Raw genomic sequence first — 14,926 nt, forward strand, 5'->3', positions numbered from 1 at the left:
AGCTGACCCGGGCAATTCACCGGTCATCCTGTGCCAGCGGGCCAGCCGCGAAGCCGCGTACGCCGCTCTCAAGGCTTGCGCTTGGCCATGTGCGCCAGATATGCCAGCAGGCTATCCAGCTCTGCTTCGCTCAACACGCTTTGCGTAAACGCCGGCATCTTCGCCTGCGGCCACTGCCGCAGGCGCTGCGGGTCACGAATCAGTTGCCGTAGATACCCCGGCTGGAAATACTCGGTCGGGTTGTGCGGCACGTTCAAGTCCGGGCCCAGCTGCGCATCCCCGGCACCGTTGAGCCGGTGGCAGGCCAGGCAGTTTTGCTGGAACAAGGCAAAGCCCTGGCGGACCGGGCTGTCGGCCGGCAGCTTGGGGTCGGGCAGCAGCGCCGGAAAGCGCGCTTCGACAGAAGCGAGCTTGCGAATCGTGGCAATCTGGAACGGCCACTGTTCCGGGCGGATGCCGCTTGCCTGCGGTGCCGTCCACACCAGGTAGAACGGCCCAGCACTCGGTTTGCCCTGGCCCAGTGCCGGCCACGGCTTGCCCGGGTCTTCCACGGCCAGCCAGGCCTGGGCCGGCCCGCGCTGCAGCAGCGGCGCGGCGGGCATTTCGGCAGCAAAACCGTCCAGCGCCACCGCCTGCAGATGGTCGCTGGCGTTCACCCCCTCGAGCAGCACGGCCAGCGGCACCGCCCGATAATGCATGGGCCGCTGATAGGACACGTCCTGGTCGATGCTGATCTGCCGAGCCTGCGGGTGCGCCAGCAGCTCGGCACTGCTCCATTGGCGCGACGTGGCGCCCAGTTCGAGGTGCAGTTGCGCCGCCGACAGCGGCAGGCTCAGGAGTAACGCTAACAGTGCAAGGCAGTGGCGCATGGGTAATCTCCAACCATCAAGGCCAGCAGGTTACCTGTGCGTTGCCTGTTGACGCCACAGCGGCAATCAGCCGAACAAGCGTGTCAGGTTCGGCAGGATCAGCAGCAGAGTCGTGGCGAAGAGAATGAGCCCAGCTTGGCGAATTTTCGATTGTCTGAACATGGCGGACCGCCTTCTTGTTGTTATTCCTGAATACCCCTTGGCTTCCCTGTCGAGCTTCGGGCTGATCGCAGTGGCGTGGGTGGACGCCGGTACTGCCTGCCTCTTGAAAGTGGATATACAACCAACAGTAGGGTGTGCGTCATCCATGTTTGAGAACCCTTTGTTCTAACAATTGACGATATCGGTTTATCTGGCTATGAGGCCATGTGCCATCCGGCTGGCATCCTCTCGCTAGACAGTGGCGCAAGTGCCAGCAGCGCGCCGACGAAATGTGACCGTTCGTCAGTGCGCCCTACTTGCTTGTACGTGCCTTTCGCGTCAGTCTCTACAGCAGATTCCCACCTATGTCGTTCAGGACTATCCCTATGTCGTTACGCATCTGCATCCTTGAAACCGATGTCCTGCGACCGGAGTTGATCGCGCAGTACCAGGGCTACGGCAGGATGTTCGAGCAGCTCTTCTCGCGTCAGCCGATCGCCGCCGAGTTTCGTGTGTACAACGTGATGAATGGCGATTACCCCGCCGACGAGGAAGTGTTCGATGCGTACCTGGTGACCGGCAGCAAGGCCGATTCCTTCGGTACCGACCCCTGGATCCAGACCCTCAAGGCCTACCTGCTGAAGCTGTACGAGCGTGGCGAGAAGCTGTTGGGGGTGTGTTTCGGCCACCAGTTGCTGGCGTTGACCCTGGGCGGCAAGGCCGAACGCGCCGAGCAGGGCTGGGGCGTGGGTATTCATCGCTATTCGCTGGCAGCCCATGCGCCGTGGATGGACCCGGAAGTGTCGGAGCTGACCTTGCTGATCAGCCATCAGGACCAGGTGACCGCGTTGCCCGAGGGGGCCACGGTGATTGCGTCCAGCGACTTCTGCCCGAACGCGGCCTACCACATTGGTGACCAGGTGCTGTGCTTCCAGGGCCACCCGGAATTCGTCCATGACTACTCCCGCGCGCTACTGGATGCGCGCCAGGAGTACCTGGGGGATGAGGTGTACCACAAGGCGGTGGCCAGCCTGGCCACCGAGCACCAGGGGGACCTGGTCGGGGAGTGGATGCTGCGCTTCATCCAGCACCCGATCAGCAAGCACGACGCGGCATAACGGCCGGGGGCTGCAACGCGGCCCCGGCTTTCTAGAGCCAGCCCGACTTCTTGAAGCTGGCATAGAGCCCGCTACAGCCCAAGCCGATCACGCCCAGCACCGCAAAATAGCCGTAGTGCCAGCCCAGCTCCGGCATGTTCTGGAAGTTCATCCCGTAAATCCCGGCAATCGCCGTAGGGAACGCCAGGATCGCCGCCCAGGCGGCAAACTTGCGCTGCACGATGCTCTGCCGCGACGATTCCAGCAGCATGCCGATCTCGATGGTCTGGCTGGCGATGTCGCGGATGCCGGCCAGGTCCTCCATCTGCCGTGTCACGTGGATCTGCACGTCGCGGAAATACGGGCGCATGTTCTTGTCGATGAACGGGAAGCTCAGGCGTTGCAGTTCCTCGCTCACCTCCACCATCGGCGCCACGTAGCGGCGCAGGCGCAGGATGTCGCGGCGCAGGCTGTGCAGGCGGCGGATATCGTCCTCCTGCAGCGAGCCACCGAGCACGCTCTGCTCCAGCTCCTCGATCTCGCCATGAATGGCCTCGCTGACCGGCTGGTAGTTCTCGGTGACGAAGTCGAGCAGGGCGTACAGCACGAAGTCTTCGCCGTGCTCCAGCAGCAATGGCCGCGCCTCGCAGCGCTGACGCACCAGGGCGTAGGATTTCGAGTGGCCGTTGCGGCAGGTGATGATGTAGCCGTTGCCGGCGAAGATGTGGGTTTCGATGAACTCCAGCTTGCCTTCGTGGCGCACCGGCGAGTAGGTGACGATGAACAGGGCGTCGCCGAAGGTTTCCAGCTTGGGCCGGCTGTGCTTTTCCAGGGCGTCCTCGATGGCCAGTTCGTGCAGGTTGAACTGCTGCTGCAGGTTGGCCAGCTCCTCGGCGTTGGGCTCTTCCAGGCCGATCCACACGAAGTGCCCGGGCTTGCGTGCCCACTCGCTGCCTTCGTCGATGCTGATGTTGGTGACCTTTCTGCCGGCGCTGTACACCGCCGATGCCACGACTCGACCCATGGTTGTTCGCTTATTCCGGTTGGACACGACGTACAGCTTGGGCTGTAGCTGGCGCAAGAGCAACCTGCCGGGGCTGGAATCGGAGCTGGCTGCTTCGCGGCTTAAGCCGCGAAGAGGCCCACGCAGGCGGCCTAGCGCTCGGCCAGTTCAGCTTCCATGCGATCGATGCAATGTTGCATCTGCACCCGGCACTGCTCGATCAGCGCCGGCAGGTCCTGCAGGGTCATGCCCGCGGTGGCGATCGGCGGCAGCGAGCGCACGATCACCGTGCGCCGGCGCCAGCTGTTCAGGCTCAGGCGCCCGGCGTAACGGCTGACGCACACCGGCACGATCGGTACACCGGCCTCGATGGCCATGTGGAACGCCCCCTTCTTGAACGCCAGCAGCTGCTCGCCGGCATTGCGCGTACCTTCCGGGAAAATCCAGATCGAGGTGTCATCCTGCAGCACCCGGGTGGTCTTCTGCAGGGCCTTGCGTGCCTGATAGGCGTTCTTGCGGTCGACCAGCACGTTGCCGCCCAGCCAGAACAGCTGGCCGAACAGCGGGATCCAGCCCAGGCTCTTCTTGCCGATGGCCACGGTGCGCTGGGGCACCACCTGGCCCAGCACGAACAGGTCGAAGTTGGACTGGTGGTTGGCGACGATCACGCAGCCGGGCGGCTGGTCCCACAGCGGGCCGACTTCGGCCTTGACCTTGAGCCGCATCAGCCAGGTGGCGGGCAGGCTGTAGAGGCGGGCGAATACGCGGCTGTTGTCGGGGTTGAACGGGCGGCACAGGCCAATGACCAGGCCCACGGCGCCAACCACAAGAAAATGCAGCGCCAGCAGAAACATGCGAAGGGAGTAGAGCATGGTACGACTCACACCAGACAGTCGCCGGGCAGTGTACGGGTGTGCACTGGTCTGGGCAAACTCTGCTGTGAGCAGTGCCGGCCGCTTCGCGGGTAACCCCGCTGCCACCTATGCAGCGAGGCCTCTGGAGAGGGGGATCCGCGATAACGCCAGTGCTCAACCCATATGCTGCTGGTCCAGCTCGATCGCCTTGTCCAGCGCGTCCAGCAACCCTTTGCGCACCTTCAGCTTGGTGTTCTTGTGCGCCAGCATGTTCAGCTTCTTCAGCTCGCGCGCCGCCGCCAGTGCGGCCTCATGCAACTGTTCGGCAGGTACCACCTTGTCGAGGAAGCCGGCCTCTACCGCGCCTAGCGGGTCAAACACTTCGGCGTTGATCACCGCGCGGTGGAAGGCCGAACGGCGCAAGCGGTCGCGGGCCAGCTCGATACCGGCATGGTGCATGGTCATGCCGATCTGCACTTCGTTCAGGCACACCTTGTACGGCCCTTCGACGCCGATGCGATAGTCGCCGGACAGCAGCAGGAAGGCGCCCTTGGCCACGGCATTGCCCGGGCAGGCGACCACCACCGGGAACGGGTGCGCGAGCAGGCGGCGGGCGAGGGTGGAACCGGCGGTGACCAGGCTGATGGCTTGTTGCGGGCCGCTGGTCATTACCTTGAGGTCGTAGCCGCCGGACAGAATCCCCGGCTGGCCGGTGATGATCACCACCGCGCGTTCTTCAGTGGCGCGGTCGAGCGCGGCGTTGAACGCGGCGATGACGTCTGGCGAAATGGCATTGACCTTGCCGTTGTTCAGGGTCAGGGTGGCGATGCCGTCTTCGGCGTGGTAGGTAATCAGCTCGCTCATGGCAGAGTCCTTTTGTTGGCGTGGCGACGACGTTACCCAGCGCCAGGGGCGAGGTAAAGCAGCAAGGCTGACCGGTCGGTCAGCGTTCGCCGCGGCTCAAATGCAAATGCATGAAAAAATTGAAAAAAATGCTTGCCAAAGGAAAGACCTTCCACTAAATTAGCGCGCCTCGACAGGCTGAAAGGCTTGAAGAGAAAACGGTGAAGTGTCCGAGTGGTCGAAGGAGCACGCCTGGAAAGTGTGTATACGAGAAATCGTATCAAGGGTTCAAATCCCTTCTTCACCGCCACATTCTACGAAGAGCCCCCGCGCTGAACAGCCGGGGGCTTTTTGTTTTCCGGGGAATGAGGGTTACTGCGCAGCCCCCGCGACACAAGGCTGCCGCTTACCGGGGTGCGTGCAGCTTGACCTGCGCGATCTGCCGGTGTCGCAATGGGCCGCAACGCGGCCCCACAGCCTCAGAAACTCACCGAGGCCGAAAGCCGGGCGGTCCGCGGTGCCCCCTGGAACAGGTAGTTGTCGCCCAGGTAGTCGCCCACGTCGCGCCAGTAGCGTTTGTCGAACAGGTTATCCACTGTCAGCCGCAGCACCGTGTCATATTCCCCGACCCGCAGGCGGTATCGGCTGCCGAGATCGAACACGGTGTACCCGCCAACCTCCACGTTCCCCGCCTGGCTTGCATACTTGCTGGCGCTGTAGCGTGCGCCGCCGAGTAACGCCAGGCCCGGCACCGGCAGGGTGTATTCCGCCTGCAGCGCCGCCCGCAGCCTGGGCACATTGATCGCCTGGTGGCCTTCATAGGCATCGGTACCGCTGTCCTGTACCCGCGCACGTATGGCGGCGGCGCTGGCCTGCACCTGCAGGTTCGAGGTTACCCAGCCACTGGCGCCCAGTTCCAGGCCGGTGTTCTTCTGCTGGCCTTGCTGGAGGTAGGTGTAGTGGCCTGCGCCGTCCGGGCGCGCATATTGATAGGCCTGGCGGATCTGGAACAGCGCGGCGCTGAAGCTCAGGCCTTGCCAGTCATGCTTGAGGCCCAGTTCCAGCTGGTGCGACGTGGTTGGCGCAAGTATTTCCGCGGCGTTGCTGGCAAACCAAGGGGCTGTGCCGCCTGCTGACAGGCCTTTGGCATAGCTGGCATATAGCGTGGTATCCGGCTGCGGCTTGTAGATCAACGCGGCATTGGGTAGCAGCTGGTACTGTCGGGTATGGCGGCCTGCGGCGCCGTTTTCGTCCCAGGTCTGTTCATCCAGGCGCACTTCACGCGCGCCCAGCACGGTCTGCCATTGCTCGCTGAAGCTGATGCGGTCGCTGACGAACAGGCCGTACTGGCGGCTGTCCAGGCGGCGTTCGCTGGCGCCGACAGGTTTGGCGGACGGGGCGAGCACCGGGCTACCCGCATGGATGTTGCCGGTGCCGAGCCACTCGTTGTAGTACGGGCGCTGATCCAGGGTGCGCCGCTGCGCGCTGGTACCTACGGTCAGGTCGTGCGCCACGCCCAGCGCGTCGAAACGCCCATTGAGCATCGCCTGCGCCTCATCGGTGCGGCGGGTATCGTCGGGGCTGCGGAAGTCGTAGATATCGTAGTCGCCATTGCTGCCGAAGAACGCGCCTGCGCTCGATCCCCAGGCAAACGAACTGTAGTCGTCGATCACCACCTTGCTGCGCGAGGCGCTCAAGGTTCCGCTCCAGGCCTCGTTGAAGTGGTACTCGAAACGCCCGCCCAGGTTCAGCGAGTCGTTCTGCACCGGCTTGGCCCAGTGCTGGTAGGCGAGGCGCTCGTCGGGATCGATGCCATGGGGCACAGTGCTGCCGCCGAGCAGCTGATAGCCCGGTACCGAGCGTTGTTCGCGGTGCTGGTATTCAGCATCCAGCTGCAAGGTGGCATCCGGGTTGAGCTGCCAGTCGAAGGCCAGTGAAGCGAAGTCGCGCTTGCCATCGGCGTGGTCGACATACGAGCGGATATCTTCATGGGCCAGGTTGGCGCGCAGGCCGAATTGCCGCTCGCTGCCGAACCAGCCGCCCAGGTCGGTGGCCAGGTAGCGTTCGCCCTGTTCATTGGTCGATACGGTGACGCTGCGCACGTCTTCGGCGCGCTTGGTCACGTAGTTTACTAGGCCGCCTGGCTCCGACACGCCGCTCTGCAGCCCCGACAGGCCTTTGAGCAATTCCACCTGCTGCTTGTTTTCCAGGGCCACGTTCTGCTCGCCGGCGATGGTCTGGCCGTTGATGCGGTAGCTGCTGGCCGCATTGAGCTCGAAGCCACGGACGTTGAAGTTTTCGTAGTAACCGATGGGGGCATAGCTTTCGCCCACCGAGGCATCGCTTTGCAGCACTTCGCTGAGCAAGCGTACCTGGCGGTCTTCGAGCAACTGCTGGCTGAACACACTGATGGCGGCGGGGGTATCGAGCAACGGCGCAGGCTGGAAGCCGCCCACCGCGGCTTCGCGAGCCTGGTAACCGTCGCTGGCATAGGTGTCGGCCACCTGCAACGGGGCCAGCAACACGCTGTCTTCGGCCAGCACCTGCGGGCAATGCAGGGCCAGGCCCAGGCTGAGCAGGCTCAGGGGCAGGCGGGTTTGACGCGGGGGCATGCGGTGGGGCTCCTGGATGCGCTGCGCCTGTGCCGGCCTCTTCGCGGGCTTGCCCGCTCCCACAGTGATATCACTGCACCTGAGAACAGTGAGTTTTCTGTGGGAGCGGGCAAGCCCGCGAAGAGGCCGGCACAGGCCATGAAAAAGGCGGCATCTTACCGCCGCCTTGCCCATAAAACGATCCGGGTGTTGCGATACTCAGTCAGCCTTTGCTGGCTGGCCGCCGGTGCTGGCGCCAGTTGTCATCGATCTTCGACCAGGTCTTGCCATCGGTACTGGCCATGAGCTTGCGGCCGTCCTTGAAGGTGGCCAAGAAGGTGGCTTGTTCTTCCTTGCCGCCCAGCCACAGTCCGGCCAGCAGCCCCACCGGCCCGGCCACCAGGGCGCCGGCCACGCCCCAGCCCAGGGCGCTGCCCAGGCTACGGCTGGATTCGAGACTGGCCAGCCGCAGGTCGCTGATGCGGGCCAGGGAAATGCGCTCGCCCGGGGAGGGGCTGCGCGGGGTCTTGAGCGTGAGCGATCCGTTGCGATACTCGCCTTCACCTTGCAAGAAATCGCCGGATTGCACCGTGAGTCTTGTCATAACGTCGTCCTGTCAGGGAAAGGGCATTGACCAACGCTTACTGAGCGCTGCCATGGCGGGCAAGTCAACGCCCAGACGACGGAGGGTAGTGCGGTACTTTGTCGCCATGGCTGATGGCCTCTTCGCCGGCATGCCTGCTGCCACGGGATGGCCACAAGCCTGAATAGCTGTGGCTGCAGGCGCGCCCGCGAACAAACCCGACGCGGATTCTCAGGCTGCCTGCAACAGCTGCCTGCGCTTGCGCTCGGCCATCCCCCACGCCAGCAATGCCAGCGCGCCAATCACCAGCCCAGCGACGACGATGCCCATCCAGCCCTGGTACTGGAACAATTGCGTGCCCAGCAACGAGCCCAGCGCCCCGCCGATGAAGTAACAGGTGATGTAACCGGCATTCAGCCGCGTACGCGCTTCAGGGCGCAGGGCGATCACCGCATTCTGGTTGCTCACGTGCACCAGTTGCACCGCCAGGTCGAGCATCAGCACGCCCAGTAGCAGGGCCACCAACGATTGCTCGGCAAAGCCCAGCGGAACCCAGGACAGCAGCAATACCACCAGGCCCACGGTGGTGCCCAGCGCGCCCTTGCCGCGGTCGGCCAGGCGCCCGGCCCAGTTGGCCGACAGCGCACCCGCCGCACCGGCCAGGCCGAACAGGCCGATCACTGCATCGGAATAGTGGTACGGGTCTTTTGCCAGCAAGAACGCCAGCGGTGTCCAGAACAGGGCGAACAGGCTGAATGCCAGCAGGCCGAGCAGCGAGCGCAGGCGCAGCACTGGTTCTTCGACGAACAGGCGGAACACCGAGCCGATCAGCGCCGGGTATTTCAGCCCGGCATGGCTGTGGTGTTGCGGCAGGCTGCGGTACAGCGCCACGGCAGTGATGGCCATCAGCACGGCGGCCAGCACGTAGATGCTGCGCCAGCCGCCCAGCTCGGCCATCAAGCCGGCGGCGGTGCGTGCCAGCAGGATGCCCAGCAGCAGGCCGCTCATCAGCGTGCCGACTGCGCGCCCACGCGCATGAGGCTCGCTGAGGGCTGCAGCCATGGGTACCAGAATTTGCGCCACCACCGAGAACAGCCCGGTCAGCGCGGTGCCGAGGATCAGCCAGGGCAGGCTCGGTGCGCAGGCACTGATCACCAGGCCCAGGGTGGCAATCGCGGTCATCACGGTAATCAGCCGGCGCTGCTCGAACAGGTCACCGAGTGGCGCCAGCAGCAACAGGCCGGCGCCATAGCTGAGCTGCGCGGCAATGACGATGCTGCCCGCGCTGGCGGTGCTCAGGCCAAACTGTTGGGCGATGCTGTGCAGCAGCGGTTGCGCATAGTAGTTGCTGGCCACGGCCAGGCCGGTGGCGGTGGCCATCAGCAGGATGAGTGCGCGGCTCAAGGTTGGGGTATGCATGCGGTTCTCGTTACGGGCAGGTAAAGGCGAATTATCCACGGCGCGAGCTGAGTGAGCGAATGGCGACAGCTGTTCTGGCCTGTTCGCGGGGTTACCTGCGTACAGGCCAGCACAGGCGGGCCTTCAATCAGGCGGCAAAGCCACCATCGACAGTCAGGCTGGCCCCGGTGATATAGCCGGCCTCGGGCCCCGCCAGGTAGGCGACGAAGCTGGCGATCTCGTCCGCCTCGCCATACCGCCCGATCGCCATCAGCGGGATCAGGCTTTCGGCGAATTCACCGCTGGCCGGGTTCATGTCGGTATCTACCGGCCCGGGCTGCACGTTGTTCACGGTGATGCCTTTCGGCCCCAGGTCACGGGCCATGCCGCGCGTCAGGCCGACCAGTGCCGATTTGCTCATGGCATACGGCGCTCCGCCGGCAAACGGCATGCGCTCGGCGTTGGTGCTGCCAATATTGATGATGCGCCCGCCCTGGCCCATGTAGCCCGCCGCCGCCTGGCTGGCGACGAACACGCTGCGCACGTTCACCGCCAGCATGTGGTCGAAGTCGGCCAGGTCGAACTCGGTCACTGGCGCCACCGCCAGTACCCCGGCGTTATTGACCAGGATGTCGAGCCGGCCGAAGGCCTTCACGGTGTCATCGACGGCCAGTTGTACCGCTGCTGCATCGGCGCTGTCGGCGCGCAGTGCCAGGGCTCGGCCGCCGTTTTCGGTAATTTCCCGCGCCAGTTGTTCTGCCGGCCCGGCGGAACTCACATAGGTGAAGGCCACCTGCGCGCCTTCGCGGGCCAGGCGTCGCACGATGGCTGCGCCGATACCACGGGAACCGCCCTGTACCAGGGCCACTTTGCCTTCGAGGGTGTGTTGCTTGGTCATGCTGATCTCCTGCTGGAAGCCAGGCCGGAATGCCTTGGATGGGCGCAGTATCGGCGCTTGATTACCTGCTGATAAGATGGCAATCACTATCAGCAGAGTAAACCTTTGGTTGCGAATCATGGCCATGGAGTCGTTCAACGCTTTGGAGTGTTTCATCCGCAGCGCCGAGGTCGGCAGTTTTGCCGAGGCTGCCAGGCGCCTGAGCCTCACCCCGGCTGCGGTAGGCAAGCATGTCGCCCAGTTGGAAGCGCGCTTGGGGGTGCGGTTGTTCCAGCGTAGTACCCGCAAGCTGACCCTGACCGAGGCGGGGCAGCGATTTCTCGGGGAGGTCGGTGACAGCTTTCGCACCATCCAGTACGCGGTGGCCAACCTGGCCAGCGCCGAGGGCCAGCCGGCCGGGTTGTTGCGGGTCAGCATGGGCACGGTGTTCGGGCGTTTGTACGTGCTGCCGCTGCTGGGCGAGTTCCTGCGTCGCTACCCGGCGATTACCCCGGACTGGCATTTCGACAACCGCCAGGTCGACCTGATCGGCCAGGGCTTCGATGCCGCGATTGGCGGCGGCTTCGAACTGCCGCCAGGGGTGGTGGCGCGCAAGTTGACCCCGGCGCACCGGGTGCTGGTGGCGGCGCCGGCTTATCTGGCCGGCCATGCACCGGTCACCGAGCCACAAGCCCTGCAGCGGCATGACGGTATCCTGATCCGTTCGCCGCAGACCGGCCGGGTGCGGTCGTGGCCGTTGACCAGCCGCTGGCAGGAGCAGCAGCCCCTGGCGTTGCGCCAGGCGATGACCATGAGCGACTCGGACGCGGCGTGTGCGGTGGCCGAGCAAGCGCTGGGGATTGCCCTGGTGAGCCTGCCGTTTGCGGTCCCGTACCTGGAGAGTGGGCGGCTGCGCCGGGTGCTGCCGGACTGGTATGTGGACGATGGGCATATCAGCCTGTATTTCGCCGAGCACAAGCTGTTGCCGGGCAAGACCCGGGCGTTTGTCGATTTTGTGGTGGAGCAGTTTGCCCGTCAGGGCCTGGCGAGGCGGTTCGATGCCTTGCAGGCGTTTTGACGGTACTGCGCGGCTCCCAGGCTTGATGCGGCCGTTGTAGGAGCGGCCTTGCGTCGCGATGGGCTGCGTAGCAGCCCCGACTATTCATGCTGGCGCGCAGATCTTGGGGCCGCTGTGCGCCCCATCGCGACGCAAGGCCGCTCCTACAAAACGACCGCATGTGGCCGCGCCGGGTGACGGGGCAGCTCAGGCTACATCGACAATCAACAACGTCTGCGACCCCAGCCGCACCTCATCATCCACGTGCTTGCCCATCAACTGCTGCCCCAGCGGCGATCGCGGGGTAATCACCGTGACCAGCCCATCCCCCTCGCCAATCTTCAACCCTGCCGCCTCGGGCCCGAGGAACAGGCGCCGCTGCCCGCCGTGTTCATCTTCCAGCGTCACCAGGTTGCTCATCTGCACCCCGCGTGCCGGGTCATGATCGCGCAGCAGCAGTTGCTGGTAGGTCTGCAGCGCCGTGCGGATCTCGGCGCTGCGGCGGGCCTGGCCAGTGGCCAGGTACGAGGCTTCCAGGCCCAGGGTGTCGTACTTGTTTTCGGCGATGTTCTCCTCGGCGGTGGCCGCTTCATACGCGGCCTGTGCCGCGCGTGTCAGCACGTCCAGGTCATGCTCGAGGGTGGCGACGATCTGCGCCAGCAGGCGGGGCTTGTCCATGGTCAGTAACAGAACTCCAGCACGTTGGCCTGGCTTTTGTCAGTGGGCGCGGTGCGGTTCTGCTGCAACCAGAACTGGCATTTGGGGCTGTTCAGGTTGCGCGGGTTGCCCTGGGCGGCTTCGGCGGCCTGTTGCTGCTCCTGCTTGTGCAGGATGTCCTTGTAACGCTCGAACATCTCGGCCTGGGCGTCCGCCGCCGGGGCTGGCGCTGCAACTGGCCGGGCAATGCCAGGCGCCACCGCCTGGGCCAGTGGCTGCACCTGCTCTGGCCACAGCTGCAGGGCCAGCCACAGGCTGGCAGCGATGGCCATGGCGCCGAGCCACAGGCCCAGGGCAACGCACAGGGTCAACGGTAACGGCTTGAGGGTGATCTTCAGTTCACGGTGGCGGGGCATGGCACTGTCCTGGCAGGGTGGTTCGGGGGCATTGTCGCATGCGCCTGGGCATTTTTCCGCGCGGGTGCTTTTGTCGGCGACAATTTATCCGCAGAATTCGCGGTTTTTCCGTTGGGCGAGGGCAGGGCACATGAAAGCCAGCTGGGACATCTTCTGCACCGTTGTCGACAACTACGGCGATATCGGCGTGACCTGGCGCCTGGCCCGCCAGTTGGTGGCCGAACATGGCCTGGCGGTGCGCCTGTGGGTGGACGACCTGCGCGCGTTCGTGCGCCTGTGCCCGGGTGCCGATGCCACGCTCGAGCAGCAGTGGCAGCAGGGCGTCGAGATACGCCAGTGGCCGGCCGACTGGCAACCGGTGGCCAGTGCCGACGTGGTCATTGGCGCCTTCGGCTGCCGCTTGCCGGCTGGCTATATCGAAGCACTGGCCGCGCGGCCGCGACCGGCGCTATGGCTGAACCTGGAATACCTCAGTGCCGAAGACTGGGTGGAGGGGTGCCACGGCTTGCCATCGCCGCAAGGCAACGGGTTGCGCACGGTGTTCTTCTTCCCCGGCTTTACCGCCGGCACCGGCGGCCTGCTACGCGAGGCCGCCTTGCTGGCGCGCCGCGCGGCCTTCGAGGCCGACCCGGCGCAGCGCAGCGCGTTTCTTGCAGGGCTCGGCGTACCGGTGCAGGACGGCGCGCGGCTGATCTCGCTGTTCGCCTACGAGAACCCGCACCTGGGGGGCTGGCTGCAGGCCCTGGCCGAAGATGCCCGGCCCAGCCACCTGCTGGTGCCGGAAGGGCGCATCCTCGGCGACCTGTGTGCCTGGCTGGGCGAGCCTGCGCTGCCGGTGGGGGCGGTACGCCAGCGGGGGGCGCTGACCGTGCAGGTGCTGCCTTTCGTCAGCCAGGACGATTACGACCGCCTGCTCTGGTGCTGCGACTTCAACGCCGTGCGCGGCGAGGATTCGTTCGTGCGTGCGCAGTGGGCGGGGCGGCCACTGCTGTGGCACATCTATGTGCAAGAGGAGAACGCCCACTGGGAAAAACTCGAAGCGTTCCTGGCGCTTTATCGCCAGGGCCTGTCGGACGCTGCCGCAGTCGCCCTGGTCGATCTGTGGCGCGCCTGGAACCTCGACAGCCGCACGCAACGCGACATGCACGCCGCCTGGGGCGAGGTGCTGGCGCATTGGGACGAGCTGCAGGCGCATGCCCGCCATTGGTGTGCCCAACAGGCCGCTCAGCCGGACCTTGCCATGACGCTGGTACAGTTTTACCGAAATTGGCTATGATACGCGGCCTCGATTTTTATAAATCCATCCAGATTCGGATACTGCGTAATGAAAACTGGTAAAGAACTGAAACCCGGCACCGTACTGCGGATCGACAACGACCCGTGGCTGGTACAGAAAGCCGAATTCACCAAGTCGGGTCGCAACAGCGCGATCATGAAGACCAAGCTGAAGAACCTGCTGACCGGCTACAAGACTGAAACCGTCTATTTCGCCGACGACAAGCTGGACGACGTGATCCTCGACCGCAAGGAAGTGACCCTGTCCTTCATCAGCGGTGACGCGTACACCTTCATGGACACCACCGACTACACCATGTACGAGCTGAACGCCGAAGACATCGACGCCGTTCTGCCGTACATCGAAGAAGGCATGCAGGACGTCTGCGCCCTGACCATGTACGAAGAGAAAGTGGTTTCGGTCGAACTGCCGACCACCATCAGCCGCCAGGTCACCTACACCGAGAACGCTGCTCGCGGCGACACCTCGGGCAAGGTCATGAAGCCTGCCAAGCTGGCCAACGGTACTGAAGTCCAGGTTGCCGACTTCATCGAAATCGACGAGTGGATCGATATCGACACCCGCGATGGCTCCTTCAAGGGCCGTTCCAAGAAGTAATTCTTCTTGTGAAACACAAAAAACCCGGCCTTGGCCGGGTTTTTTCGTATCTGGATCGTTACCTGCATCACTCGCCTGTGTAGGAGCGGCCTTGCGTCGCGATGGGCCGCAAAGCGGCCCCACAATCCCACAAAAATACTGGCTTTTGCAGGCCACTCCTGGGGCCGCTTTGCGGCCCATCGCGACGCAAGGCCGCTCCTACAATCGAGCCTTACACGGTCACATGCAACCGTACGTCCACGTTATTGCGGGTGGCGTTCGAGTATGGGCACACCTTGTGCGCCTTTTCCACCAGCCCTTCGGCCTCGGCCTGGGCCAGGCCCGGCAGGTTGATGTGCAGGTCGATATCCAGGCCGAACCCGCCCGGAATCTGGCCGATGCCGACCTTCGCAGTGATCGAGGCCTCTGCCGGCAGGGCTTTCTTCTCTTGCCCGGCCACGAACTTCAAGGCGCCGATGAAGCATGCCGAGTAACCGGCGGCGAACAGCTGCTCAGGGTTGGTACCGTCACCACCAGCGCCACCCAGTTCCTTGGGGGTGCTGAGCTTGACTTCCAGCTTGCCGTCGCTGGAGCGGGACTTGCCGTCGCGCCCACCGGTGGAGGTAGCTTCTGCGATGTACAGCGGATTGACCTTTTGCATCTTGAG

Annotated in this window: 15 protein-coding genes and 1 tRNA gene; 5 read left to right on the plus strand and 11 right to left on the minus strand. The window is 64.4% G+C overall.

What is annotated here, in order from left to right; all coding sequences use genetic code 11:
• Positions 1-68 precede the first annotated feature (68 nt).
• Positions 69-869 (minus strand): cytochrome c, encoded by an 801-nt coding sequence (locus HG549_RS07135; RefSeq protein ID WP_170028857.1) that lies wholly within the window; start codon positions 867-869, stop codon positions 69-71.
• A 527-nt stretch (positions 870-1,396) separates the two neighbouring features.
• On the opposite strand from HG549_RS07135, the gene HG549_RS07140 reads away from it, so the two are divergent.
• Positions 1,397-2,128, plus strand: a complete 732-nt coding sequence (locus HG549_RS07140) for an amidotransferase (protein ID WP_170028858.1) — start codon at positions 1,397-1,399, stop codon at positions 2,126-2,128.
• Between the two features lie 31 nt (positions 2,129-2,159).
• Here the strand turns inward: HG549_RS07140 and HG549_RS07145 are convergent, their stop codons facing one another.
• The 3 genes from HG549_RS07145 to HG549_RS07155 form a co-directional block, all read right to left on the minus strand.
• Positions 2,160-3,131 (minus strand): magnesium and cobalt transport protein CorA, encoded by a 972-nt coding sequence (locus HG549_RS07145; protein WP_170028859.1) that lies wholly within the window; start codon positions 3,129-3,131, stop codon positions 2,160-2,162.
• A 131-nt stretch (positions 3,132-3,262) separates the two neighbouring features.
• Positions 3,263-3,982, minus strand: coding sequence for a 1-acyl-sn-glycerol-3-phosphate acyltransferase (locus tag HG549_RS07150; RefSeq protein WP_170028860.1), 720 nt, complete (start codon positions 3,980-3,982; stop codon positions 3,263-3,265).
• Positions 3,983-4,138: 156 nt separating this feature from the next.
• On the minus strand, positions 4,139-4,828 hold the full coding sequence (locus HG549_RS07155; RefSeq protein WP_170028861.1) for a crotonase/enoyl-CoA hydratase family protein: 690 nt from the start codon (positions 4,826-4,828) through the stop codon (positions 4,139-4,141).
• Between the two features lie 199 nt (positions 4,829-5,027).
• Between HG549_RS07155 and HG549_RS07160 the strand changes: the two genes are divergently transcribed.
• Positions 5,028-5,117, plus strand: a tRNA-Ser gene (locus HG549_RS07160).
• A gap of 169 nt (positions 5,118-5,286) precedes the next feature.
• Here HG549_RS07160 and HG549_RS07165 read toward each other — a convergent pair.
• From HG549_RS07165 to HG549_RS07180, 4 genes are all read right to left on the minus strand, one after another.
• Entirely contained in the window at positions 5,287-7,419 is a 2,133-nt protein-coding gene (locus tag HG549_RS07165) for a TonB-dependent siderophore receptor (RefSeq protein ID WP_170028862.1), read from the minus strand.
• 202 nt (positions 7,420-7,621) lie between these two features.
• Complete coding sequence (locus HG549_RS07170) at positions 7,622-8,002, minus strand: hypothetical protein (protein WP_170028863.1); 381 nt, start codon at positions 8,000-8,002, stop codon at positions 7,622-7,624.
• A 210-nt stretch (positions 8,003-8,212) separates the two neighbouring features.
• Entirely contained in the window at positions 8,213-9,400 is a 1,188-nt protein-coding gene (locus tag HG549_RS07175) for an MFS transporter (RefSeq protein ID WP_170028864.1), read from the minus strand.
• Positions 9,401-9,527: 127 nt separating this feature from the next.
• On the minus strand, positions 9,528-10,277 hold the full coding sequence (locus HG549_RS07180) for a 3-oxoacyl-ACP reductase family protein (RefSeq protein ID WP_170028865.1): 750 nt from the start codon (positions 10,275-10,277) through the stop codon (positions 9,528-9,530).
• A 118-nt stretch (positions 10,278-10,395) separates the two neighbouring features.
• Between HG549_RS07180 and HG549_RS07185 the strand changes: the two genes are divergently transcribed.
• Entirely contained in the window at positions 10,396-11,334 is a 939-nt protein-coding gene (locus tag HG549_RS07185) for a LysR family transcriptional regulator (RefSeq protein WP_170028866.1), read from the plus strand.
• 186 nt (positions 11,335-11,520) lie between these two features.
• Here HG549_RS07185 and HG549_RS07190 read toward each other — a convergent pair whose 3' ends face one another.
• Both HG549_RS07190 and HG549_RS07195 read right to left on the minus strand, forming a co-directional pair.
• Entirely contained in the window at positions 11,521-11,991 is a 471-nt protein-coding gene (locus HG549_RS07190; RefSeq protein ID WP_170028867.1) for a GreA/GreB family elongation factor, read from the minus strand.
• 2 nt (positions 11,992-11,993) lie between these two features.
• Positions 11,994-12,386, minus strand: coding sequence for a hypothetical protein (locus tag HG549_RS07195; RefSeq protein ID WP_170028868.1), 393 nt, complete (start codon positions 12,384-12,386; stop codon positions 11,994-11,996).
• A 130-nt stretch (positions 12,387-12,516) separates the two neighbouring features.
• On the opposite strand from HG549_RS07195, the gene earP reads away from it, so the two are divergent.
• Positions 12,517-13,662, plus strand: a complete 1,146-nt coding sequence (gene earP, locus HG549_RS07200; RefSeq protein ID WP_170028869.1) for an elongation factor P maturation arginine rhamnosyltransferase EarP — start codon at positions 12,517-12,519, stop codon at positions 13,660-13,662.
• A gap of 48 nt (positions 13,663-13,710) precedes the next feature.
• Entirely contained in the window at positions 13,711-14,280 is a 570-nt protein-coding gene (efp, locus tag HG549_RS07205) for an elongation factor P (protein WP_170028870.1), read from the plus strand.
• A 211-nt stretch (positions 14,281-14,491) separates the two neighbouring features.
• Here the strand turns inward: efp and HG549_RS07210 are convergent, their stop codons facing one another.
• Positions 14,492-14,920 (minus strand): organic hydroperoxide resistance protein, encoded by a 429-nt coding sequence (locus HG549_RS07210; RefSeq protein ID WP_170028871.1) that lies wholly within the window; start codon positions 14,918-14,920, stop codon positions 14,492-14,494.
• Positions 14,921-14,926 lie beyond the last annotated feature (6 nt).

The organism is Pseudomonas sp. SK (assembly GCF_012975065.1).
Taxonomy (GTDB): Bacteria; Pseudomonadota; Gammaproteobacteria; order Pseudomonadales; family Pseudomonadaceae; genus Aquipseudomonas; species Aquipseudomonas anuradhapurensis.